This is a genomic window from Hymenobacter qilianensis (assembly GCF_014638675.1).
In the GTDB taxonomy this organism is placed as follows: Bacteria; Bacteroidota; Bacteroidia; order Cytophagales; family Hymenobacteraceae; genus Hymenobacter; species Hymenobacter qilianensis.
Map to the genome: position 1 here is coordinate 70495 of NZ_BMFN01000005.1, position 21450 is coordinate 91944.

Below are 21450 nucleotides of genomic sequence, written 5' to 3' on the forward strand. Positions count from 1 at the left end.
AGTGTAATACGAATCTCTTAGCCCTGCCTGCGGCGGCCGGCCGGCTAGAGGCCTAAGTACTGGGCGGCGTTAAAGCGTTTCACGTCGTCGAGGCGGGCGTAGCGCTCGATCATGGCGTCAGTCTTCTGCTTGGTCTGGTTCTTTATGGCCTTGTTGGACTGGCCCGCCTCCACGGCAATGGTGACAAAGGAAGCCCGCAGGGAGTGGGCCGAGTAGGCCGGCCCCAGGTGGCGCTGGACCAGATCATTCACGCTTTGATCCGACAGGCGGGCCAGCCCCGGCCGGCCGGGCACCCCAGCGGCGCCCCGGTTCATGCGCGTAAACAACGGCCCGGTAGTTCGGCCCAGGCACTCGATCCATTCCTGCACGGCCCGCACGGGGCAGTAGTCGGCGGTGGGAGCGTAGAACACCGCCTTGTCTTCGGCCTCCCCGTACTGGTTGGTTTTGCTGCGCTGCAGGTGGATGAGCAGGGCCTGGCGGGTCAGCTCCACGTCCTCCACGTTCAGGGCTACCAGCTCCGAGCGGCGAAACGCCCCGGCAAAGCCCAGCAAGAGCAGGGCCCGGTCGCGCAGCCCGGTGGGAGTTGTCAAGTTCATCGCCCGCACGGCCTGCTTCAATTCTGCCACGGTAAAGGCCGGGGCCTGGCGCTGGCGCTTGCCCAGGACCCGGCCGATGCCGTCGAGTACCACGCCCAAGGCTTCGTGGGTGGTGGGCGACGGCTGCCCGGCCAGCTGGTGGAGCTTGGCGATGGCCGCTACGTGGCGGCGAATGGTCGCGAACTTCTTGCCCCGGTCGGCCAGCTGGGACGCATAGCCGGCCACGGTGGTGACCGCGGCTGGCAGGTAGCTCACTTGGTGGTGCTGGCAGTAGTCCTCGAAGCTGCGCAGATCGGCGGCGTAGCCGCGCTGGGTATTGGCCGCCCCCTGCAGACCCGCCTCCGCGTAGCGGCCCACGGAGGCGGGCATCTCCACGAGTGCGTGCGTGCGGGTGGGGATCAGGACCGGCAGCGACGACGGATTTTCCATGTAGCCTATAGATAAGGAGTAAATCGTTACTAACCTTGGGACGCCCAAACCTACGAACTTAGTACCGATAATCCTCACTTATCGGTACTAAGTTTAATTGGTCAAATCCCCCGCGCCATACTGCCGGCGCCACGCGCGCGGCGGGCCCTGGGTGCCCAGCAGCGTGGGGATGAGCCCATCCCAGGTGGCGTGGGTGTACTGCCCCACGGCCAGCGCGCCGAGCAGCTGGGCTACCTCCCGGTCCGGGTCGGCGGCGGCCACGTGCAGAAGCCAGGGTGTCAGATTTAATTGGCTGGTAAAGACCACCACACTGGCCAGCAGGAGCTCCTCGTCCGCGACCACCGGGGGGGTGGCCGGCGAAGCGAATACCAGGTGGGGCCCGGCGGGCGCGGCAACTGGACCAGCACAATAACCAGGCAGTGGCGGTCTCCACCCATCGGCGCTGCCCGGACTCCGGCGCGGATAACCTTTGGCGGGCGGCAAACGGATTTCCGCGAAATCCCCATCTTACGCGGCCACTATCGGACGCCCTTACTCCCCTGACTGCATGCTCAATCAACTACGCGCCAAATTACAGCAGGGCACCCCCACGCTGGGCACCTTCGTGCAGCTCGGGGACCCGGCCATCATCGAATGCCTGGCTTTGGCCGGGCTGGACTATGTCGTGCTGGATCTGGAACATGGCCCGGGCAGCGTGGCGGGGGCCGCCGCCCAGATCCTGGCCGCCGAACGCCACTCGCTGACCCCGCTGGTGCGGGTGAAGGATACTTCTCGGGCCGCGGTAATGAACCTGCTGGATCAGGGAGCCCAGGGGCTGGTGATTCCGGCCATCAAAACCGTGGAGGAGGTCCAGCGCCTGGTCCAATATGGCAAGTACGCGCCCCTGGGCGAGCGCGGCTTTGGCCCGTCCCGGGCCTCGGCCTTCAGCTACGCGCCGGCGCTGCAAAACTTGGGGGAGTATTTAGCACGCTGCAACCGCGAGACGTTGCTGCTGCCCCAGTGCGAAACCCGCGAGTGCCTGGAGCAGGTGGAGGAGATCGTGCAGGTGGAAGGCGTCGATGGCCTCTTCATTGGGCCCTTTGATCTGTCCATCGCCCTGGGCGTGCCGGCCCAGTTTGAGGCCGAAGTGATGCAGCGTGCGCTGCGGCGCATTCTTACTGCCTGCCAGGCGGCGGGCAAGTACTGTTTCATCTATGCGGATCGGACGCGGGCCCGGCAGCGCCTGGAAGAAGGTTTCCACAGCGTGGCGACCAGCATGGACACGGTCGAGCTCATCCACGCCTACCAGCGGCTTGTGCGCGCCGTGCGCGGGGAAGCCCCGGAGGGCGTACGTACCCGGACACCGAGAGAACAGCGGGCCGAGAGAACAGCGGAAAGGCGGTGAACAGGCGGGGCTTACGCCCAAGCGGGTAGCTCTCTTTCTCTACCTGAACCTATATGGGAAGCAGAAAGAGAACCTGCCTAGGCGACAAAAGTGGGTTGAGCATTGGAAAGTAGGAGCCCTATGATTTGTTCAAGGGCAAGTGGACCTAACTGTAATAGTACATTTTAGCACAAGAGCTTATATCCATTTAATGCTAAAATATACTTTTAAAAAACACCTCAAAATTAACTGTTTTAGTACAAAAGTATAAATAATGACCGGCTTAGCCCAGTCATTATTTATGTACTCCGGTAGCCCTCCAGTGCTGCCTGCTCCGGGAGCTGTTCCCCCTTTCTGGCCCCTCCCCTACCCCGAGCCCAGCGGGCGGTGGGTGGATTTACTTGAGGGTGGGGTACAGGCCCGGGAACTCCGTTTTAAGCAGGTTGGTCGCCACCCCACCTAAGTTATCAAATACCTTGTTACCGGCCTCGTAATCGCGCAGCAAAGGATGGCTGACTTTCATGAGCTTGGCGATGCGAGCCTCGTCGTCCCCCATAAAGTCGAGCACGTGCTGAATCTGGGCCGCCGTCATTTTCAGCTTCTGCAGGCGCGTGACAATGCGCTGCTGCAGGGTGGGCAGCTCGGCGGCCAGGGCCAGGCTCATCTGCTTGTCCCCGGGCCGGGTTTTACTGCTGGTCCGCGGGGCGGCGGGCTCGGGGAAGCCGTCCTCCCCGAGCTGGGCCAGGGGCTTGGGGATGGTAAAGCGCACGCCCTTGACTTTCTTGCCTTCCTTGACGGGCTGGTAGCTGACCACCCACCCCAGGGAGTGCAGCTCCCGCAGGGCGGGCTCGAGCACGTAGCGCTTAAAGTCGTAGAACAGGGTATAGGTCACGTCGTTGTCATCCCCGAGCACCTGCTTGCGCAGGGTCTCAAAGTCTACCTCCCACAAACCCACGTCATCCCAGGACTTGAGCAGCCAGTACAGGCGGTGGGCGTGGGCGGACTTGAGCGTGAGCAGGGTCTCGATCTCCACGTGGGTATACTGCTCGGCCAGCTGGAGCAGGAAGGGCTTGATCTCGGGGGCAAAGTTGCCCGTCAAATAACCGGTGCCCTCATTCAGGTCGATGTAGCTGATGATGGAGTAGGCCGTAAAGCGCTTCTTGCTGCCGGTCTGGGACTCAATGCTGACCACCTTGGACATGAGGCTTTTGCATGCGTCGCGGATGGTCTCGTACACGCTCCCCCCCTTCTTCTGGGTCATCACCCGGCTCAGGGGGATAGAGATGCCGGGCAGCTCGGTCTGGTCCTGGTGAATGCAGCCTAGGGCCAGGGCGAAGATGCGCGCCTCCACGTGGGTCAGCTTCAGCGGGGCCCGCACCAGGGCGTTGGCCTGGTAGGCGCGGGGGTAGAGGGCGGCGGGCGGCGACGAAGGGGGCAGCATGGGCAACGCGGGTTGGGCCGGGATAGGCGGTGAAGATAAGCGAAAAAGCGTGAACACAAAATCCATTCACGCAACAACCCGATAGGAGTGCCATTTTTCACGCAGATGAGGAAGGCGAGCTCACCGGGTGCCATTTTTCACGCAATTGGGGCGGGGCAGGGTTCCGGGTGCCATTTTTCACGCTGATGGTGCCGTTTTTCACGCAGGGGTGCCGTTTTTCACGCAATAGGGTGCCGTTTTTCACGTAGATGGTGCCGTTTTTCACGCGATAGGGTGCCATTTTTCACGCGACAGAGTGCCGTTTTTCACGTAGATAACGGGTTCAAACATTTGACTATCAATCAGTTAAAGCGCCCTGAATATAGAATAGTAAAGAATAGCTTAAGAAAACAGAAGAGGTTCGGCTTTTTTTTGAGAAAATAGAAACGCTTGGCAAGGCGGGAAAGCAGGCTGGAGCCAGGATAAAGATAGCTTCTAGGGGGGTTCTGGGCCCCAGCAGGGAAACGGGAAAAGCGAGCGAACCGCTTGGTGGGGAGGGTATTATCTCCCCGGGCAATTGCGTGAAAAATGGCACCCCGCCCCCCGTGCGGCGGCGGCGGGCGAACAAAAACTTCTTCTGCGTGAAAAATGGCACCCCAGTCTTCCCCACCCCCAAGCGGAGCCGGGCCCGAAGGATCGGCAAGGCCCCTCCCCTACCGGGGGGGCAGTGGCTAGCTGGCCGGGATTACCGCCCGGCCTAGGGAACGGCCGAGGGAAGCCAGCTCGGCGCTCGCCGCCGGGCAGCTCCGGCCATACCGAGGCTGCCCGGCGGCTGGGGGGGCGCTGCCAGCCGCCGGGGGCAAAGGCTTCTCGGCGTTGGGGTAGTGGTGAAGTTCCTTGGTCAGGGCCGCCGCCGTCACTTCCTTGAACAGGAAAACCGGCTCCCAAGTATCCCGTCTGCTTAAGCTTCAGGTAGGTCTCGCCGGTGACGGCCGTGGTAAACGGACAGCCAAACCGGCTCGTCTTCTACTGAGGGCGGGGGTCGGCTCAAGGCGTTCGGTGACGGAGGACAGGCCCTTAGTACCGAAGCGGGGCGCCCGATCTTCTTGGGACAACGCGCCGGCGTAAGCAGATGAGTCACCCAGTGCCTTAAAGCCATCTGTCGGGGTTTTGGTAATAGGTGTCGTGCTCTTGTAATCGGGATCCGTGGTTTTCGTAATCGCAGCCCCGGGGGCGGGGTTTTGGTAATAGCTACCCTCTCGACGCTGGTTACAGCAGCACCTGACTAATGGCCTCCCGGGCTTGGGAAAGCCATTTGGGGACTTTCTCCCCCGGGGCGAGTACGGGTACTCTCCGCCGGGGCGGCCATGATAAATGACTGACCTGTTCCCAAACCCACGACGCCCCGGCCGCAACTCCCCAGCCAAGCCGATCAACTAGGGGTCGGCCGGCGCGCCGGGTGGGCTACCCTACCCATCTATTACCAAATCCACGTTACGCACCCCGGGGAAAGCTCCCTGCCGCTTCTTTAGCTCAACGCAGCCTGTGCCAGGCAGGCCGCGGGGCTTTTCTTCGTGGGTTTGGTAATAGATGATTCCCTACCCCCTCCGGGCTTTCGGGGCACTTAAGCATGCTTTACCAGGAGCAGGAGGGCAGGTCGGGCGCGCCGGCACAAACGGCGCCGGGATAACCCGGTCACCAGCGGGGCCGCCCCTCCCCTACCCCACGGGCAACCGCTTGCCGATGGCACTCCACCCGTCCGCGCGGCCCCCGGGCCCTCATTTCTGCGGGCGGAGAAGCGTAGCCGATTAATCTTGATGGTCAAGATCAGTCACTTCAGCTGGTCTGTCTTGATAATAAAGATTATCATGATAAGCTAGATGGACTTTAGTACAGGGTTGCTGCACCCAGGCAAAACCGGGGCCGCCTCCGGCTATGGCCACTTGTCTTTAGGAGCGTTATCCTGGACGGCTAAGGCCACCCGCCGCCCAGGGGCCGGTAAGCCCGTGCCCACTGGGCAAGTAAGCCGGCAATAAAGCAAAATATTTTTGCAAGATTATCCAGATAAAACAGATCATACAGATAAAGTAGATCAACTAGATAAAACAAATCATCCAGATAAGATAGATAATCAATATAAAGAATATAGTAATGATTATCTACCGCTGCTTGTTAATCTAGCTTATGTTGACCTTCTTTACCAGATATATACTCAAGATCATATGGAAATCTACACGTTCGCGTTACGGAAGGGAGGCACGGGCAAGAGCACGTCCGCCTGGGCAGTGGGTCATTGCATGGCCCAGGCGGGCCATCGGGTGCTCCTGGTGGATGCCGACAGCCAGGCGAACCTCACCCGGTGCCTGCCCTTGGTGGCCCCCGCTAAGAACCTGACGCAGGTCATCGACCACAAAGCCACGCTGCTCGACGTGATGCAGCCCGTGGGGCCCAACCTGTGGCTCGTGGCGGCGGATGAGTCCCTGGTGGTAGCCGAGAAGGGGCTCGGGGCGGACTTAGCGTATCCGCTGCTTTTCAAGAAGGCCCTCAAAAACCTGGCGGCGCATATCGATTACGTGCTGATCGATAGTCCGCCCAGCCCCAATTCCCCCTTGACGGTGGCGGCCCTGACCGCTTCCTCGAAAGTGTACGTGCCGGCCCAGCCCGAGCTCTTCAGCTTCGATGGCGTGAATAGCCTGCTGGAGCTGGTCGCGAAAATTCAGGACAGCTACAACCCGGAGCTGGAAGTAGGGGGTATTTTTCTCACCAAGTATGCCGCCACCTACCGCAAGGGCCTCCACCACCAGTTCGTCAAGCGCATGCGGGACCAGTTTGGCGCCCTGGTCATGCAAGCCACCATTCGGGACAACGTGGCTATCCCCGAAGCGCAGGTGCAGCGGCGGTCCCTGCACGAAACCGCCCCCAACTCCAATGCGCTTATGGATTATGAGGCCCTGACGCAAGAGATTCTTGCTTGATCATCTATTTTATCTTGATAGTATTAATAATCAAGATAAGAGGGATTGTCAATATTATCAAGATCATAAATATTATAAACACTGACTAGCATGGCATCCAAACCCAAATTCGACCTCGATCAGCTGTTACCCGCGAATCCCGACGATCTCTTGTTGAAGCCGAAAGCGACCAAGGCACCTGCGGCCCCGAGCGTAGCGCCCGAAGCGGAAGCGGTCAAGATCAAGTTCTCGAATCAGCTGCCGGTGGAGACGTGGCGCCAGTTGCACCAGTATTCCTTCTGGGAGCGGAAGGACCTCGCGACGGTACTCGACCAGGCGCTCCTGGCCTTTTTCGCGCAGCATCCCGAGTCCCAGCGCGAACTGCCGGAGGAGGAAAAGAAGCGGCGGAAGCTGCTGTAGGCTGCTAGCTATTCTTACTGCCCCCGTATCTTTTAACATTAGGCAATAGGAGGGAGCGCCTTCCCCTTCCCCAGGACAACAAGCCCGGCGCTAGCGGCTGTGGGGCCCGCGGCGTTAGCGCCGCGGAAACTATTCAGACGACCCGTACGGGTCGCCCTACCACGACTGGTCCGCTTGTCGGAAGAGGACCTACCCTAACTGCTCGACCCCCAACGATTGTCCCAGGTCTGGCCAGACCACTGCCCGGCCTTTGTCCTGAATATCCCAGTTTTCCCGTTGCTGCGGGGTAGCCGTGTAGAGAAAGGTCGCCAGGGGCTGCGTATAGAAGAACGGCTTGACGGTGTTGTCCGATAAAAACACGTTGAGCATCGTCAGGCTCACGGTGACTTTGGTGATGGTCGCCATACAGGATAGTACGAGGAAAGGAAAAGGTCCACGGGCCGTGAAGGTCGGACTATTACCCCACAAATTGCAGGCTACCGAAAACAGAAAGGGGTATAGATTAGGCAGGGGATGGCTTCGCTAGGTAGCCGGGCGGGAGGCGGCCCCAGCAAAGCGCGTTGACCCCCGGAAGTAACTCTTCGCAGCGAGCATCCTGCGCGGGGGGCCAGGCTACCGGCCCTTGCCCGACTCCCCCCGGCGACTACCCGGCCCCTTTCCGCTAGATGAAGCCTGCCGCTACTTCTTTTCAGGCCTTAGCTTTTACTGATGAACTGACGGCTATTGGGCAGTACGGTCACTTTCTCGCCCGGCGCTACGAAGAGCAGGACGCGGTCCACCTGTACCACTTTGAGGCGGGCTTTTTCGTGGAACTCACCTACGACCAGTTCGCCAATCGCCTCGTGCGCACGTGCACCTTTACCACTTCAGATTGCTTGGAGGACTACGCCGCCTCTATCGATCTGCGTGCCCTGGGACTAGGAGAGCAGGCCGGATAACTAAAATTATTGGCATTGTCTATACTAATTATATTAGTATAGCGTATACTTGCAGACCACCTAGCTGCTGTACCCCTATGCCTGAACTTGTTATCGTCTCGGTTCTCCGCGAACCGCTCTTCCTGCCGTACTTTGACCACTTGGTACCGGCCGGCTTTCCGTCCCCGGCCAGTGACCACCAGCCGGAGGAGCTGGATTTGAATGGCTTACTGCTGCCGCATCCCGATGCCACCTACCTCATTCGCTGCTTTGGCGACAGCATGACCGGGGGCGAAGATGGCATCCGTAGTGGCTCCTTGCTGGCCGTGGACTGCACGCTGACACCCCGCCCCAATGACGTGGTCATCGCCTCCATCGATGGCAGTGATTATACGCTCAAGCGCCTAATTCAGCGGCCCGACCAGTCGTGGTGGCTGGTGCCGGATAATCCTTCCTATCCGGCCTTTCCCATTGACTCACCCGATATGTTTACGGTGTGGGGGGTGGTGACGCACATCGTGAACGAAACTCGTCCCGGCAAACTTGGCCAGCATGTACGCCCTCGTTGATGGGAACAACTTTTATGTCAGCTGCGAGCGCGCCTTCCAGGCCAAGCTCGAAGGGGTACCAGTCATTGTGCTGAGTAATAATGACGGGGCGATTGTGTCCCGCTCGGCCGAAGCCAAAGCCCTGGGGCTGAAGATGGGGGAACCCCTCTTTCAGGTGCGCCACCTCGTCGAACAGCACCAGGTGCGGGTGTTCTCCAGCAACTACGCCCTCTACGGGGACATGAGCCGGCGCTTCATGTACTACCTGGCCTCCGTCGCCCCCGAAATCGAAATCTACTCCATCGACGAAGCCTTCCTGGATTTGCGGGGCATGGAACGCTACCATGGCGGCCTGGCGGCCTACGCGGCCAAGATTCGCATGGAGGTGCGGCGTCGGACGCACATTCCCGTTTGCATCGGGATTGCCCCAACGAAGACCTTAGCCAAGCTGGCCAACCGGGTAGCGAAGAAGAATGCTGACTTGGGGGGCATTTGTTACCTGAATACGGCGGAAAAGCGGCTGTGGGCCCTGGCGCAAATTGGGGTGGAGGACGTCTGGGGGATCGGCCACCAATACGCGACCAAGCTCTACGCGGCGGGCATCCGCACAGCGGCGGACCTAGCGCAGTGTACGGAGTCGTGGGCCCGCAAGCACCTGGGGGGCGTGGTCGGAGCGCGGCTCGTGCGGGAACTGCAAGGCACGGCGTGCCATGCGCTTCAGCCGAGTGAGGATGGCACGCTGGCCCGGCAAAGTATTGCCTGTACGCGTTCCTTTGGCACGCCGCTGTCCGCCTTTCCGGACCTGTTGGGCGCCGTGGGGGCTTTCACGTCGCGGGCGGCGGAGAAATTGCGGCGGCAAGGCTCGGCGGTCAATACCCTGACCGTGTTTATCAGCAAGAACCGCTTTGGCCCCGAGCCCCCACCTTACACTTTCTCCACGGTGATTACGCTGCCGATGGCGACGGATGACACCGGGGAGCTGCTCCGACATGTCCGGGTAGCCGTAAAGCGGATTTGGCAACCCAACACGGTCTACAAAAAGGCGGGGGTGGTGCTAGACGGGCTGGAAGCGGCGGGTCAGCAGCAGCTCAGCTTATTTGCTTGCCCCAACCGAGGCGAGGTCCGTGCTCAGCTCATGCACGAGTTGGACCGGCTCAATAAACGCTACGGGGCGGGTACCATAGGCTTCGCTACCGCCCTTTCCCCTCTAGGGAAGCACCACGCACCCTGGCTAGGGAAAGCGGACCGGCGAAGCGCCCGCTTCACGACCTGTTGGGACGAACTGTGGAGTATTCGCTAGGGCCAGAACACGCGGTAGGGGGCGCGAGCCGGCACAGGGGCGGGTTCCTGGTGCTACGAAAGGGGGGGTAATCCACTAATCAGCGCAGCCCCAAGCCAGGGATCCCTGACGGCGTATCTCCCTCCGGAGCCCTTCCCGCCTCATCCTTCGCCCGGATAGCGCAGCCCGATCTGCGCGCGCACCGTGTCCAGTAGCTGCATCAGCTCCAGGCTGAAGGAGAGCGGCAAGAGCGGGCTTTCCAGCAAGCCCTGCGCCAGGCACTGCTGCACGTGCGCGGCTTCGTAGTGGTAGCCCAGCCCCTGCTTCTCGCAGGGAATCTCCTGCGCCTGCGGCTGTCCCGTGAGCTGTAGGCGCACGCCATCCGGCGCGTGAAACCGCCCCAGCAGCTGCAACTGGCCTTTCGTACCGTAGAGGATACACTGGTTGTCGGTGGGCGCGGCCAGGGTGGAAAATAAACTAGCCGTGGCCCCACTCGCGTAGGCGAGCACCAGGGCGCAGTTCACATCCACCCCGGTCGGGGCCAGCGTGGCCACGGCCCGCACCGTCTGGGGCTCGCCCAGGAAGAGCTTACTGATGAAGAGCGGGTAGACGCCAATGTCCAATAGGGAGCCGCCCGCCAGCGTGGGGTTGAACAGCCGCCCTTGGGGCTCGTAGGGCGCGGCAAAGCCAAAGTCGGCCACCAAGTGCTTCACCTCCCCGATCACACCCGCCTGCACCAGCTCAACGGCTTTGGTGACGGCGGGAAAGAAGCGGGTCCAGAACGCCTCCATCAGAAACACTTGCTGCTCTTGGGCGACGGTGATCATCTCGGCGGCCTGCTGCGCGTTCACAGCAAAGGCTTTCTCGCAGAGCACGGGCAGGCCCGCCCGCAAGCACAAGAGCGAGTGGGCGTGGTGCTCCGAGTGGGGCGTGGCAATATAGACGACGTCGATGCCGGGCACTTTCAGCAGCTCCTCGTAGCTGCCTACGGCATGGGCCGCGCCATGGCGGCCGGCGAAGCCCTGGGCTTTGGACAAACTGCGCGAGGCCACCGCGTGCAACCTAGCCTGCGGGACGAGCGCTAAGCTCTCAGCAAATTTATGGGCGATGTTGCCCAAACCTAGGATGGCCCAGTTATAGGTGCGCATAGCGTCGAAAGGAGAAGGGAGGGACGGTAAAGATAGGGCACATGGTCGGTACCACCTTGGTGGGACTGGTCAGGGAAGGCGCCCTAAGCGAGGCAGAACAGCCCCATCGTCCCGTCCGTTTACATCATGGCCCGTTTTCATAGACACGTTAGTGACGCTACGCGGCTGGTTAGCGCTCGCCCTATAAAAGACATACGGTCTGATAAGGGCGTCGTTCGCGTACCTTCTCCGCGGACAGTATACCATAGGCTGTTCGGTTACCTTTGCTCACTCTTTGCTCACTCTTCTCCGCCGCGGCGCTATCCAGCATGTACCTGTTCACCAACGATTACAGCGAAGGCTGCCATCCCGCCATTTTAGCGGCCCTCACCCAGAGCAACCGGAGCCAGCAGCCGGGCTACGGCGCCGATACGTTTACGGCGCAGGCCATTGCCCTGCTGCAGGCCCAACTGGCGGACCCCACGGCCGACATCCACTTGGTGGCCGGCGGCACCAGTGCCAACCTGCTGGCGATGGCCGCTTTTCTCAAGCCCTTCGAGTCCGTCCTGGCCGCGCAGACGGGGCACATCTGCGTCCACGAAGCGGGCGCGATCGAAGCCACCGGCCACAAAATCGAAGTCGCCGCGACGGCCGATGGCAAACTGCGGCCCGCAGACCTGGCCCCCTTGCTGGCCAAAAGCCCGCCCTTCCACACGGTCCGGCCGCGCTTGGTGTACGTTTCCAATCCCACGGAAATCGGCACGATCTACTCGCGGCAGGAACTTACGGACTTGTCGGCCTACTGCCAGGCTAATGGCCTGCTGTTGTACCTGGATGGCGCCCGCTTACCGATGGCGCTGACGGCCGCCACCAATGACCTGACGCTGGCTGACATTGGCCGCCTGACCGATGCCTTTTACCTGGGCGGCACCAAATGTGGCGCCCTGCTGGGCGAGGCGCTGGTGATCACCAACCCGGCCCTGCAGCCCGACTTCAAGTACCACCTCAAGCAGCGGGGGGCCTTGCTTTCCAAGGGCCGGGTGCTGGGTATCCAGTTTCTGACCTTGCTGCAGGACGACCTGCTGCTGACCCTGGCCCGGCACGCGAATGCCTTGGCGCAGCGACTGGCACAGGCCGTGCAGGACCTAGGCTATTCGTTTTTGACCGTTTCCCATACCAACCAGATTTTTCCTGTTCTGCCCTATCGCGTGATTGAGCAGCTCGCGCCCGACTTTGGCTTTTACGTGTGGAAACCCATCGATGCAGAGCAGGCCGCCATTCGCCTGATTACCTCCTGGGCCACGCCGCCCGAAGCGGTCGATGATTTCATTGCGGCGCTGCGCGCGCATAGCCCCGCCCGGTGAACAGCGGATGAAGAAGGGTAGGCTACCTATATTGGGGCAACGAGACAGCTTCTCACCTACTACTTTTTCCTCGTCGCATGCGCCGCCTCCTCTGTATTGGTTTGTTCCTGCTCCTGGCCAGTGCCCTCGGGCGAGCGGGCTATCCACTCCCCTCCCAGCGCCCGCGTCCCTCCCAGCCGGCGTTCCCCCTGCTCGAGACGACGATCGCCGCCATTCACCAGGCATTTCGTCAGGGCGACTGCAGCTGCGAACAGTTAGTCACCGCTTATCTGCGGCGCATCCAGGCCTATGACCAGCCCACCAAGCTCAACGCCTTGGTGCTGACCAACCCGCAGGCCCTGGAAGTAGCCCGGCAACTCGATACAGAATACCGGAAAACCAAGAAGCTACGGCCTCTGCACTGCATCCCGCTTATCGTCAAGGACAACTATAACACGGCGGGCCTGCAAACCACGGCCGGCTCGCTGGCCCTGAAGGGCTTTGTGCCATCGGAGGATGCCACCGTCGTTAAACGCCTCAAGGCGGCGGGGGCCTTGGTGCTGGCCAAGTCCAACATGGCCGAGTGGGCCTTTAGCCCCATGGTCTCCATTAGCTCGATTGCGGGCGAAACGCTCAATCCTTATAACCTGCTGCACGTGCCGGCGGGCTCGAGCGGGGGCACGGCCGCCGCCGTAGCGGCTAATCTGGGCACGGTAGGGCTGGGCACCGACACGGGTAACTCCATCCGCGGCCCCTCTTCGCACACAGCCTTGGTCGGCTTCCGTCCTACGCTGGGTTTGGTGAGCCGCGCCGGCATTGCCCCCCTGTATTTGCGCAACGACACGGGCGGGCCGATGACCCGTACGGTGGCCGATGCCACTCGCCTGCTGGAGGTCATCGCCGGCTACGACCCGGCCGACCCGCTGACCAAATACAGCCAGGGCAAAACTTTACCAGCGGGCTACCAGCAGTTCTTACGGAAGGATGGCCTGAAAGGCGCCCGCATCGGCGTGCTGCGCACGCTGAGCGAACGCCAGCCTGATCCGCAGGTCAAAGCTTTGTTTGAGCAGGCCCTGGCCGATCTGCGCCAAGCGGGCGCCGAGATCATTGATCCGGTGCAGATACCCGACTTTGAGCAGGTAAGCAAAGATCAGTGGTGCGCGGTGTTCCAGCACGATATCAATGCTTATCTGGGCTCCTTAGGCCCCACGGCCCCCGTCAAGAATCTGCAGGAGATCATTGCCTCGGGCAAGTTTGCCCCCTACATCGCCGAGAACCTTTCCTATCACCAGCAGCAGGCGGAAGTACCTACGGCGACGGCCTGCACGGATGCCTACACTGATCCCAAACGCGTGGCCTTCCGCCGAGCGGTGACCGAAGTGATGGACCGCTATAAGGTGGGGGCGCTGGTATACCCGACCTGGAATAACCCACCCGCGAAAGTCGGGGACCCGAAGGGCTACCAGGGCGATAACAGCCAGCTGATCGCGCCCCATACGGGCCAGCCAGCCTTCACGGTGCCGATGGGCTATACCTATGATAATCTGCCCGCGGGCCTGCAGTTTCTGGGCCGTTCCTTTGATGAGGCTACGCTGATTCAGTACACTTTTGCCTATGAGCAAGCCACGAAGCGTCGGAAATCGCCGCCCCTCTTTCCCGAGATGCCGCGCGTTAAGCGTAAGTAGAAGCAAGGCTCATAACCCAGCCATCGCTGTTATTATGCCATTTTACGAAGTAAGATTTGCCTGCTCTGGAGTAACCGATAGCGTGGCCGGCTGATTTACCACGGTCAACTGAAACACATCCGGGCGGGCGTAGTGACCGACGCAGTCAAAGTCTAACTTGCTTTTGGCCAGCACCGACGCGTCTACTTCGGCCGTTAATAAGCCTTCTTGGTCCCACAAGGGGCCAGCCAGGATCTCTCCCAGCGGGGAGATGATCACGCTGCCGCCCCGGCTCATGATCTCCGGCTCGTGGAGTAGGTCGGCCTGGTAGCGGTCGGGATAATCGCTTTTGCGCACAAACTGGTTGCTGGCCAACACGTAGCAGCGCCCTTCTAAAGCGATGTGTTGCATCGTGGCCTGCCAGGAGTCGCGGGCGTCAGCAGTAGGCGCCAGATAGATCTCGATGCCTTTCTGATAGAGCGCGGTGCGGGCCAGGGGCATGTAGTTTTCCCAGCAAATGAGCCCACCTACCCGGCCCAGGTCCGTGGCAAAGCTCACCAGGGAACTGCCATCACTCTCCCCCCAGATGTAGCGTTCCAAACCCGTGGGCTTGAGCTTGCGGTGTTTACCCAATAAGAAACCATCCTTGCCAAAGTACAGCAGGGTACAGTAGAGCGTGCCCCCGATCGGTTCTTTTTCGGTAATGCCCAGGGCCACGAACAAGCCGGCTTGGCGAATGGCCTCTTGGATGCGCTTAATACCCGGCGACTCTACCGCCAGGCTATTTTCCCAGTAGTCCAGCCACATCGCCCGGCCCTTCTCGGTGCGCCGGCCCACAATAGCCTCAAAGGTCAGGCCCCGCGGATAGCAGGGGATAAACGACTCGGGGAAGAGCAGCAGCTGACAGCCCGCCTCGGTGCCGCGTTGAATCCAGCTGATCACCAGATCCACACTTTTTTCGGCGTCAAAAAGCGCGGGAGTCGCTTGTACGACGCCTACTTTACTCGTTTTCATGGGGTAATAAGTTAGCTGCATGTCCAGCCGTGAGGGCGCTGACTTATAGGCACGTAGTGCAAGTAGTATACATTCACCAGTCAGCTTAAGGAAGCGCAGGACTTTTTCGTTATTATATGATTTGCTCAAATGGTAGTGTAATCAGCAATTTGGACCAAGAATAGTTCTCAGGCCAATTATTAACGGATGTAACGCACCGTATCGACTTGTTGCGTGGAAAAGTGCTTTCCGGACGATACAAACCGTCAACCTTTTTCAGGACGACACAAAAATCTAGAGCGCCCTATTATTCGACCGTTTTTATGGACGCCAACACGGCTCTTGGTACGGCATAGACGGGACATCCGAAGGGGTAAAACGCCGCCCCAGGACATCCCCTGCATTACCCTCGCCTTTTCGCTTTACTTGTCCGATAAAAGCCTAGCTTACAGTAACAAAGAACCCGACTAGCAGAGACCCTTCCTTCCCCCACTCCACCATGACAACCCGCCCTTGGCAACCCCTGCCTCTTCTCTGTCTGCTGCTCTGGTTAGCCGTGCCGAGTGCTGCGCAGCCCGACCAAGCGAAACTCCGCGCGGACGTGGTGGCCATGGCCAGCATAGGGTATAGTAGAGCGGGCAGTTATCTGGCCAGTGGGAAGGAAGTGGTATTTATCGCCAATCTGAGCGGCTCCCCCCAGGTGTGGAAAATGCCCGCCGCGGGTGGCCAGCCCGTGCAACTGACCAAGCTTGCCGATCCGGTCACGGCCATGGTGCCTTCGCCTAAGCAGAACCTGATTGCCTTTCAGGTCGCCCCGGGGGGCGGCTTGAATGCCCAGCTCTACGTGATGCAGGGCGATGGCCGGGGCGTCAAGCAAGTAACTACAGGCGGCAAGACCAACAACTTCCTGGGCACCTGGAGCCCGGATGGCACGCTGCTCAGCTTTGGTTCCAACGAACAGAACCCCACCGGGGTAGACTTCTTTATCTATGACGCGACGAAAGGCACTGCTACCTTAGCCGTCCAGAATAAGGGGACGGGGGGGATCGTGGCCTTTTCCCCCGACAATAAGCAGGTATTGGTCACCCGCCTGGCCAGCCGGGGCAGCAATGACTTGTACCTGTATAATCTGGCAACCAAGGAAGAAAAGCTCCTCACCCGGCACGAGGGCCCCGGCACCTTCTTCGGCGAAATCGCTCCCTCCGGGCAGGTGTACCTGGGCTTTAATAAGGACCGCGACTTGCTCGCTTTTGGCCAAAGCACCCCGCATAGTATTCAACTACTGGCCGAGCGGAAAGACGCCGAGTTAGCTGATTTCACGCTGAATCATGCCGGCACCCAGGCCGTGCTGGTCTGGAATGAAAAGGGGCGCAATAAGCTGACCTTGTTTGATTTGAAAACCAACAAGGAAACCCAACAGTTGGTCTTGCCGGTCGAGTTAGTGGCAGGGGTCGCCTTTTCCCCCAATGATCAAACGATCATCTTTACCGGCTCGGGCTCGAAAGAGCCGACGAATATCTGGGTGTATACCCTGGGCAGCAACCATTTCCGCAAGCTCACGGACAGCCCCCATCCCGGCGTGAACTTAGCCACGCTCGTGGCCCCGGAGCTGGTCTCCTTCCCTTCCTTTGACGGGGTGCCCCTGAGCGGCTGGCTTTATAAACCCCAGACCGGGAAGGGGCCTTTTCCCACGGTCATCAGCTACCACGGCGGGCCCGAAGGCCAGTCGGTGCCCAGCCTGAACCCGACGGCCCAGGCCCTGGTGCAACAGGGCGTGGCTTTTTTTCTGCCCAATGTGCGGGGCTCCTCGGGCTTTGGCAAAGCGTTTTTGAACCTGGACAACGGGCCGCTGCGCGTGAATGGCGTGAAAGACATCAAAGCCGTGTCGGACTATTTAGTGCAGGCCGGCCTGGCCAAGGCCGGGGCCTTAGGCATCATGGGGGGCTCCTACGGGGGCTACATGGTCATGGCCGGCGTCACGCAGTATCCGGACATGTTTGCCGCCGGGGCCAACCTGTTCGGGGTGGTCAACTTCGAAACCTTCTTTCAGCATACCGAACCCTGGATGGCGGCTATCTCCACGGTGGAGTACGGGGACCCCGTCACGCAGGCGGCCCTGCTGCGGGAGCTCTCCCCCATTCACAAAGCCGACCTCATCAAAACTCCGTTGCTCGTGGAGCACGGCGCCAACGATACCAACGTGCCGGTAGTCGAAGCCGAACAGGTAGTGGCCGCGCTCAAGAAAAACAACGTGCCGGTGCAGTATACCCTGTTTCCCGATGAAGGGCACGGCTGGCAAAAGACCAGTAACCGCATTACCTCCACGGTGGAGATTGTGGACTGGTTTACCAGTCGACTCAAGTGAGAGGGGAGGAAGGCAAGGGAGGCGCTAGCCGCCGCTAGTTCCTTTTGGCCGGCCCGGTTGCTGTCAAAGGCCGCTACCATCAGCCTGGCTCCCTTGCACCTATCGAGACCCCTCTAGCTGGTTTACGCTTCCGCTCCTACCCATGAAAAACCTTTTGCTTGTCCTGCTGCTCGGTCTCGCCAGCCCCGCCTTCGCTCAGAGCCCCGAAGGCAAGCTCGCCCAGCTAGGGCTGACGCTGCCGGCCGTGGCCCCCGCCATCGGCAGCTACGTGGACGTGGTGCGGGTGGGCAACCTGCTCTTTCTCTCGGGCAAGGGGCCCCGCTTAAGCGGCGGCGCCTACGTCACCGGTCGCCTGGGCGCGGACCTGACCACAGCGCAGGGCTACGAAGCGGCCCGCCGCACAGCCCTGCTGCAGCTGGCCGTGCTGAAACAGGAACTCGGCGAGCTAAGCCGGGTGCGGCGCATCGTCAAAGTCAACGGCTACGTGAACTCCGCCGACACTTTCACTGAGCAGCCCCAGGTCATCAACGGGTACTCTGACCTGCTGCTGCAGGTGTTCGGAGAGCGGGGCCGGCACGCCCGCACGGCCCTCGGTACCAACGCCCTGCCCCTGGGCATGGCCCTGGAAGTGGAGATGGTGGTGGAAGTGGAGTAGGAGCGGGGCGGGTTCCGCCGGCCAAGTAAGTAGGGGGCTAGATAAGTCAGACAGTGTCTGACCAATGGCAGGAAAGGGAACCCGGCGGCTTGCAGGGTCCATCTCACCGAGTACTGGGTGTTCACGAACGCTAGTCGGGTGTGCCAGTCAAACCGACTAGCCGGCAACACGTAGAGGTCGCGTAACGACCTATCCAGGCGGTACACGCTTTGGCGCAACTCCTCCCATTCCATCCCGGCGGTCGTTACGCAAGCCGCAGCTCCAGTTGAATGTCACTGCGCGCATAGGGCGAAGGGGGACCCGACGTCATCGGGCGAAAGCCTAACTGGTGGTACAGGTGCAGGGCCGGCGCCAGCTGGGTATTGCTTTCCAGGTAGAGCCGTTTAGCCCCTAAAGCCCGGGCCTGGGTAAGGGCGGCCTCCGCTAGCATCCGCCCAATGCCGCGACCCTGCAGTGGGGGCGTAACCGCCATTTTGCCCAGCTCATAGCTGGTCTCGTCCCGTTTCAGCAGGGCACAGGTGCCCACAATCGCCCCGCCATAGCTCGCTAAGAAAATATGCCCTCCCGGCTGGAGGACGTACTCCTCGGGATGGTCAAGTACGCGCAGGTCCGCTTCTTCCAGGCGGAAGTAGCGCTCAATCCACGCCATATTCAGGCGCTTGAAGTCGTCCTGGTATTGCGCTTCGTAGGCCAGCAGGTGCACGTCCTCATTGGACAGTTTCGGGGATTCCATAGGCCAAAGATACGATGGAGCCTTGTTTGCGGCCCATCAGGGGTAGGTAGCCCTACAGCCGGTGGCCCCCTGGACAGGACTCGCGTGAAGCGGTAGCCCGCCGGCTGACCCGCGTAGCTACCCGCTACGTTGTTAGGCGGGCTATCTAGCGGCTGGGGGTAGCGGGGGCCTGGGTCTTATCGACCCCCACCTGGCCCGCTTTCATCACCCACTTCACCTGCTGGATCACCACCTGGATGTCCTGCAGCGGGTCCCCTTTGACGGCCACAATGTCGGCTAAGTAGCCGGGAGCGATGGCCCCTAGCTCCTTTTCCAGGCCCAGCATTTCCGCGCCCGTGGTAGTGGCTGTTTGCAGGGCCTGCGCCGGGGTCATGCCGGCTTTGACAAACCATTCCAGCTCGCGCGTATTCTCCCCGAAGCCGGTGAAGACCGCGTCCGAGCCCATGGCGATTTTGACTTTGGCCTTTATCGCGCGCTTCAGGGTTTCGAAGTTCCTGGCTAGGTACTGATTCAGCCCCTCCACCGTCTTCGCGTCATAGCCATATTCGTCCTTGTGGGCAATGTAGTAGCGGTTATGGTCTACCGTGGGCACGTAGATGATGCCCTGCTTGGCCATGGCCTTCAGCGTGGCCTCGTCCATATCAATGGCGTGTTCCACCGTGTTCGTGCCCGCTCTCACCGCATCGCGGGCCCCAGCGGGGCCATAGGAGTGAATGGCGATGCGCTTGCCCGCCTGATGAGCCACGTCTACGGCCGCCTTCATCTCCTCGTAGCTGAAGGTTTGAAAACCGGTCACGTCCTTGTCGCTGCCCGTTGAGCCGTACATCTTGATCCAGTCCACGCCGGCCGCCAGCTGCTGGCGGGCCACGCGCTGGACCTCCGCCACCCCGTCACACTGGCCGGGCCCAGGAATAGCGCCCACTTTATAGGGGCTGCTGGTGACATGCAGGCCATTACCGGCTACCAGCATGCGGGGTCCCAGCATAGCCCCGCGGTTGATCAGGTCCCGGAGGGCCAGGTCAATGTTGTCAAACGAGCCCAGGTCGCGCACGGTCGTGACGCCCGTTTCCAGGGCTTTGCGGGCATTTTCCTGGGCCAGAAAGACAGTTACGGCGGGACCTAAGCTGCCCAGCTGTCCCCAGGGGTTGCTGCCGGCGGCCTTGTCCCAGTAGAAGGAGAGGTGAGTATGCGCGTCAATTAAGCCCGGAATGGCGGTGTAGGCCCGTAAGTCCAGGATTTCGGCCCCCGCCGGAATAGCTACGGCGGCGGCGGGACCTACCTGCACAATCCGGTCGGCGTTGACCAGCACGACGGCGTGGGGTATCACCTGGCCCAGGCCGGTGATGACTTTGCCGAACTGAAGGGCCTTGACCTGGGCCGCGACCCGGGCAGGAAACCCAAAAGAGCAAAGGATCAGAAGTAAGAGGTAACGCATGCTGGTTCGGTAGGGTGGGCAAGTGGACTGCGCTAAGAAAGGCGTTTTCAAATCAAAAGTGGTCCAGCGGCGGGGTTATCTGCCTCTTCTAGTTTTAGAATGGCTGCCCAATTGCGCTGAATAAAGCCAATGGCGTTCCTGGGGCGCAGTACGCTGTCCTGCTGCAAGTATTGCGTTAAGGCTTGGTTCATCTCGTCGATGGGAGCGGAAAAAAGCAAGCGGGGTGGCCGTGAATGCCCTAGGTAATGGTACGTCACGGCCGTAACTGCCTACGCAAAATCACGCCCGCCGGCCTCGTCACTGCCCTGGCAGGTCAGCTGGGGCCCGGGCTGCAGGACGGAAACCTGAGCATCGCCCAATTTCGGAGCCTGCAGGGTATTGCCCTCGATGCCCAGGGCACGCTCGTCGTGGCCGATGCGGGCAACCACACTATTCGCCAGATCAACCCGGAGTGATAGCTAGCCCCCGAGGCGAAGGATAGAGTACTTGCCACCGGCGCTCGTTAGCTGCCGCGCAAAACCGCCGGCCACCGGCGAGCAGGGTTCTCCCTTAAAGTTACTTCCGTTACCTTTCCCTCGTAGCCGAGAGAACTGCGGCCCCCTGCCTGATGAGTCAACCAACCTCCTTACAACGCTTCCTGGACGCGCAAGCCAGCACTTATCCCGGGGCCCTGGCCGAACTGCAGCGGGGTCGCAAGCACAGCCACTGGATGTGGTTTATCTTTCCCCAGCTCCAGGGCCTGGGGCGCAGTGCCACGGCCCAGTACTATGCCCTGCGCAACGGAGAGGAAGCGCGCGCCTATGCGCAGCATCCCGAGCTCGGCAGCCGGCTGCTCCACTGCTGCGCCGTCTTGCTGGCCTTGCCCAGTAACGATGCCACCCAGGTGCTGGGCAGCCCGGACGATGTCAAATTACGCTCCTGCATGACCCTGTTTGACGCCGTGTGTCCGCAGCAGCCGATCTTCCAGCAGATCCTAGACAAGTTCTTTCGGGGACAGCCCGATGCGCAGACCCTGCGTCTGCTCTATCCCGACTAGGTATAATGGCCCCTCAAGTGGGGTCCTATTACGCCTAAAAAGAGAGCATTTGCCCGCTAGAATGGCCGAACCAGGGGAGGTCGAACCAGGGGAAGTCGAGGAGGAATCGAAAACGTTAACCCAGGGTACTCTCCCCGCCAACCCCCTCGCTCCCCAGCCGCGATGCGGCTTCT

The 21450-nt window shown here is 60.9% G+C and carries 22 protein-coding genes; 12 read left to right on the forward strand and 10 right to left on the reverse strand.

The genetic code is table 11. The features are described from left to right. Window positions 1–44 precede the first annotated feature (44 nt). On the reverse strand, window positions 45–1025 hold the full coding sequence (locus tag IEW06_RS19210; RefSeq protein WP_223285011.1) for a tyrosine-type recombinase/integrase: 981 nt from the start codon (window positions 1023–1025) through the stop codon (window positions 45–47). Window positions 1026–1118: 93 nt separating this feature from the next. Beyond that, the gene (locus IEW06_RS19215; protein WP_187734382.1) at window positions 1119–1331 is read right to left on the reverse strand and encodes a hypothetical protein; all 213 of its coding nucleotides are present in this window, start codon (window positions 1329–1331) and stop codon (window positions 1119–1121) included. A gap of 241 nt (window positions 1332–1572) precedes the next feature. Here IEW06_RS19215 and IEW06_RS19220 point away from each other — a divergent pair, with 241 nt between their 5' ends. Next, window positions 1573–2409 (forward strand): HpcH/HpaI aldolase family protein, encoded by an 837-nt coding sequence (locus IEW06_RS19220; protein WP_188548785.1) that lies wholly within the window; start codon window positions 1573–1575, stop codon window positions 2407–2409. Between the two features lie 376 nt (window positions 2410–2785). On the opposite strand, the gene IEW06_RS19225 is transcribed toward IEW06_RS19220, so the two are convergent. From IEW06_RS19225 to IEW06_RS19235, 3 genes are all read right to left on the reverse strand, one after another. After that, window positions 2786–3829: a replication initiation protein gene (locus IEW06_RS19225; protein WP_188548786.1), complete on the reverse strand. Its 1044-nt coding sequence runs from the start codon at window positions 3827–3829 to the stop codon at window positions 2786–2788. Window positions 3830–3926: 97 nt separating this feature from the next. Further along, entirely contained in the window at window positions 3927–4109 is a 183-nt protein-coding gene (locus tag IEW06_RS19230; RefSeq protein ID WP_187734386.1) for a hypothetical protein, read from the reverse strand. Window positions 4110–4539: 430 nt separating this feature from the next. Continuing rightward, entirely contained in the window at window positions 4540–4728 is a 189-nt protein-coding gene (locus IEW06_RS19235; protein WP_188548787.1) for a hypothetical protein, read from the reverse strand. Between the two features lie 1302 nt (window positions 4729–6030). Between IEW06_RS19235 and IEW06_RS19240 the strand changes: the two genes are divergently transcribed. Beyond that, on the forward strand, window positions 6031–6783 hold the full coding sequence (locus tag IEW06_RS19240; protein WP_187734388.1) for a ParA family protein: 753 nt from the start codon (window positions 6031–6033) through the stop codon (window positions 6781–6783). 90 nt (window positions 6784–6873) lie between these two features. Then, the gene (locus tag IEW06_RS19245) at window positions 6874–7182 is read left to right on the forward strand and encodes a hypothetical protein (RefSeq protein WP_187734389.1); all 309 of its coding nucleotides are present in this window, start codon (window positions 6874–6876) and stop codon (window positions 7180–7182) included. Between the two features lie 189 nt (window positions 7183–7371). On the opposite strand, the gene IEW06_RS19250 is transcribed toward IEW06_RS19245, so the two are convergent. Continuing rightward, window positions 7372–7587: a DUF2442 domain-containing protein gene (locus IEW06_RS19250; RefSeq protein WP_188548788.1), complete on the reverse strand. Its 216-nt coding sequence runs from the start codon at window positions 7585–7587 to the stop codon at window positions 7372–7374. A gap of 260 nt (window positions 7588–7847) precedes the next feature. Here IEW06_RS19250 and IEW06_RS19255 point away from each other — a divergent pair, with 260 nt between their 5' ends. From IEW06_RS19255 to IEW06_RS19265, 3 genes are all read left to right on the forward strand, one after another. Then, window positions 7848–8120, forward strand: a complete 273-nt coding sequence (locus IEW06_RS19255; protein WP_187734391.1) for a hypothetical protein — start codon at window positions 7848–7850, stop codon at window positions 8118–8120. 77 nt (window positions 8121–8197) lie between these two features. After that, a complete protein-coding gene (locus IEW06_RS19260; protein ID WP_187734392.1) occupies window positions 8198–8668 on the forward strand; it encodes a LexA family protein in 471 nt (156 codons plus the stop codon). After that, complete coding sequence (locus IEW06_RS19265) at window positions 8652–9947, forward strand: Y-family DNA polymerase (protein ID WP_187734393.1); 1296 nt, start codon at window positions 8652–8654, stop codon at window positions 9945–9947. The genes IEW06_RS19260 and IEW06_RS19265 overlap by 17 nt, the downstream gene beginning before the upstream one ends. Before the next feature lie 140 nt (window positions 9948–10087). Here the strand turns inward: IEW06_RS19265 and IEW06_RS19270 are convergent, their stop codons facing one another. Then, entirely contained in the window at window positions 10088–11074 is a 987-nt protein-coding gene (locus tag IEW06_RS19270; RefSeq protein WP_187734394.1) for a Gfo/Idh/MocA family protein, read from the reverse strand. A 263-nt stretch (window positions 11075–11337) separates the two neighbouring features. Here IEW06_RS19270 and IEW06_RS19275 point away from each other — a divergent pair, with 263 nt between their 5' ends. After that, window positions 11338–12417: a threonine aldolase family protein gene (locus IEW06_RS19275; protein ID WP_229743180.1), complete on the forward strand. Its 1080-nt coding sequence runs from the start codon at window positions 11338–11340 to the stop codon at window positions 12415–12417. A gap of 77 nt (window positions 12418–12494) precedes the next feature. Next, a complete protein-coding gene (locus tag IEW06_RS19280) occupies window positions 12495–14081 on the forward strand; it encodes an amidase family protein (protein ID WP_187734395.1) in 1587 nt (528 codons plus the stop codon). A gap of 42 nt (window positions 14082–14123) precedes the next feature. On the opposite strand, the gene IEW06_RS19285 is transcribed toward IEW06_RS19280, so the two are convergent. Next, the gene (locus tag IEW06_RS19285) at window positions 14124–15074 is read right to left on the reverse strand and encodes a carbon-nitrogen hydrolase family protein (protein WP_188548789.1); all 951 of its coding nucleotides are present in this window, start codon (window positions 15072–15074) and stop codon (window positions 14124–14126) included. A 478-nt stretch (window positions 15075–15552) separates the two neighbouring features. Here IEW06_RS19285 and IEW06_RS19290 point away from each other — a divergent pair, with 478 nt between their 5' ends. After that, complete coding sequence (locus tag IEW06_RS19290; RefSeq protein ID WP_188548790.1) at window positions 15553–17418, forward strand: S9 family peptidase; 1866 nt, start codon at window positions 15553–15555, stop codon at window positions 17416–17418. Between the two features lie 142 nt (window positions 17419–17560). Continuing rightward, on the forward strand, window positions 17561–18073 hold the full coding sequence (locus IEW06_RS19295; RefSeq protein WP_187734397.1) for a RidA family protein: 513 nt from the start codon (window positions 17561–17563) through the stop codon (window positions 18071–18073). 244 nt (window positions 18074–18317) lie between these two features. Here the strand turns inward: IEW06_RS19295 and IEW06_RS19300 are convergent, their stop codons facing one another. Both IEW06_RS19300 and IEW06_RS19305 read right to left on the reverse strand, forming a co-directional pair. Next, window positions 18318–18806, reverse strand: a complete 489-nt coding sequence (locus IEW06_RS19300) for a GNAT family N-acetyltransferase (RefSeq protein ID WP_187734398.1) — start codon at window positions 18804–18806, stop codon at window positions 18318–18320. Window positions 18807–18951: 145 nt separating this feature from the next. Continuing rightward, the gene (locus IEW06_RS19305) at window positions 18952–20241 is read right to left on the reverse strand and encodes a metal-dependent hydrolase family protein (RefSeq protein ID WP_187734399.1); all 1290 of its coding nucleotides are present in this window, start codon (window positions 20239–20241) and stop codon (window positions 18952–18954) included. Window positions 20242–20486: 245 nt separating this feature from the next. Between IEW06_RS19305 and IEW06_RS19310 the strand changes: the two genes are divergently transcribed. After that, window positions 20487–20696 carry an NHL repeat-containing protein gene (locus IEW06_RS19310; protein WP_187734401.1) on the forward strand — a complete coding sequence of 70 codons (210 nt, stop codon included), beginning with the start codon at window positions 20487–20489 and terminating at the stop codon, window positions 20694–20696. 152 nt (window positions 20697–20848) lie between these two features. Continuing rightward, window positions 20849–21277: a DUF1810 domain-containing protein gene (locus IEW06_RS19315; RefSeq protein WP_187734402.1), complete on the forward strand. Its 429-nt coding sequence runs from the start codon at window positions 20849–20851 to the stop codon at window positions 21275–21277. Window positions 21278–21450 lie beyond the last annotated feature (173 nt).

What these genes read in the sequence shown, in the direction of transcription:
- IEW06_RS19260 (WP_187734392.1), top strand. Translation starts at nt 8,198, where the DNA reads ATGCCTGAACTTGTTATCGTCTCGGTTCTCCGCGAACCGCTCTTCCTG.
- IEW06_RS19245 (WP_187734389.1), top strand. Translation starts at nt 6,874, where the DNA reads ATGGCATCCAAACCCAAATTCGACCTCGATCAGCTGTTACCCGCGAAT.
- IEW06_RS19280 (WP_187734395.1), top strand. Translation starts at nt 12,495, where the DNA reads ATGCGCCGCCTCCTCTGTATTGGTTTGTTCCTGCTCCTGGCCAGTGCC.
- IEW06_RS19270 (WP_187734394.1), bottom strand. Translation starts at nt 11,074, where the DNA reads ATGCGCACCTATAACTGGGCCATCCTAGGTTTGGGCAACATCGCCCAT.
- IEW06_RS19315 (WP_187734402.1), top strand. Translation starts at nt 20,849, where the DNA reads ATGAGTCAACCAACCTCCTTACAACGCTTCCTGGACGCGCAAGCCAGC.
- IEW06_RS19250 (WP_188548788.1), bottom strand. Translation starts at nt 7,587, where the DNA reads ATGGCGACCATCACCAAAGTCACCGTGAGCCTGACGATGCTCAACGTG.
- IEW06_RS19210 (WP_223285011.1), bottom strand. Translation starts at nt 1,025, where the DNA reads ATGGAAAATCCGTCGTCGCTGCCGGTCCTGATCCCCACCCGCACGCAC.
- IEW06_RS19230 (WP_187734386.1), bottom strand. Translation starts at nt 4,109, where the DNA reads ATGGCACCCTATCGCGTGAAAAACGGCACCATCTACGTGAAAAACGGC.
- IEW06_RS19220 (WP_188548785.1), top strand. Translation starts at nt 1,573, where the DNA reads ATGCTCAATCAACTACGCGCCAAATTACAGCAGGGCACCCCCACGCTG.
- IEW06_RS19255 (WP_187734391.1), top strand. Translation starts at nt 7,848, where the DNA reads ATGAAGCCTGCCGCTACTTCTTTTCAGGCCTTAGCTTTTACTGATGAA.
- IEW06_RS19300 (WP_187734398.1), bottom strand. Translation starts at nt 18,806, where the DNA reads ATGGAATCCCCGAAACTGTCCAATGAGGACGTGCACCTGCTGGCCTAC.
- IEW06_RS19240 (WP_187734388.1), top strand. Translation starts at nt 6,031, where the DNA reads ATGGAAATCTACACGTTCGCGTTACGGAAGGGAGGCACGGGCAAGAGC.
- IEW06_RS19310 (WP_187734401.1), top strand. Translation starts at nt 20,487, where the DNA reads ATGGTACGTCACGGCCGTAACTGCCTACGCAAAATCACGCCCGCCGGC.
- IEW06_RS19295 (WP_187734397.1), top strand. Translation starts at nt 17,561, where the DNA reads ATGAAAAACCTTTTGCTTGTCCTGCTGCTCGGTCTCGCCAGCCCCGCC.
- IEW06_RS19265 (WP_187734393.1), top strand. Translation starts at nt 8,652, where the DNA reads ATGTACGCCCTCGTTGATGGGAACAACTTTTATGTCAGCTGCGAGCGC.
- IEW06_RS19285 (WP_188548789.1), bottom strand. Translation starts at nt 15,074, where the DNA reads ATGAAAACGAGTAAAGTAGGCGTCGTACAAGCGACTCCCGCGCTTTTT.
- IEW06_RS19290 (WP_188548790.1), top strand. Translation starts at nt 15,553, where the DNA reads ATGACAACCCGCCCTTGGCAACCCCTGCCTCTTCTCTGTCTGCTGCTC.
- IEW06_RS19305 (WP_187734399.1), bottom strand. Translation starts at nt 20,241, where the DNA reads ATGCGTTACCTCTTACTTCTGATCCTTTGCTCTTTTGGGTTTCCTGCC.
- IEW06_RS19225 (WP_188548786.1), bottom strand. Translation starts at nt 3,829, where the DNA reads ATGCTGCCCCCTTCGTCGCCGCCCGCCGCCCTCTACCCCCGCGCCTAC.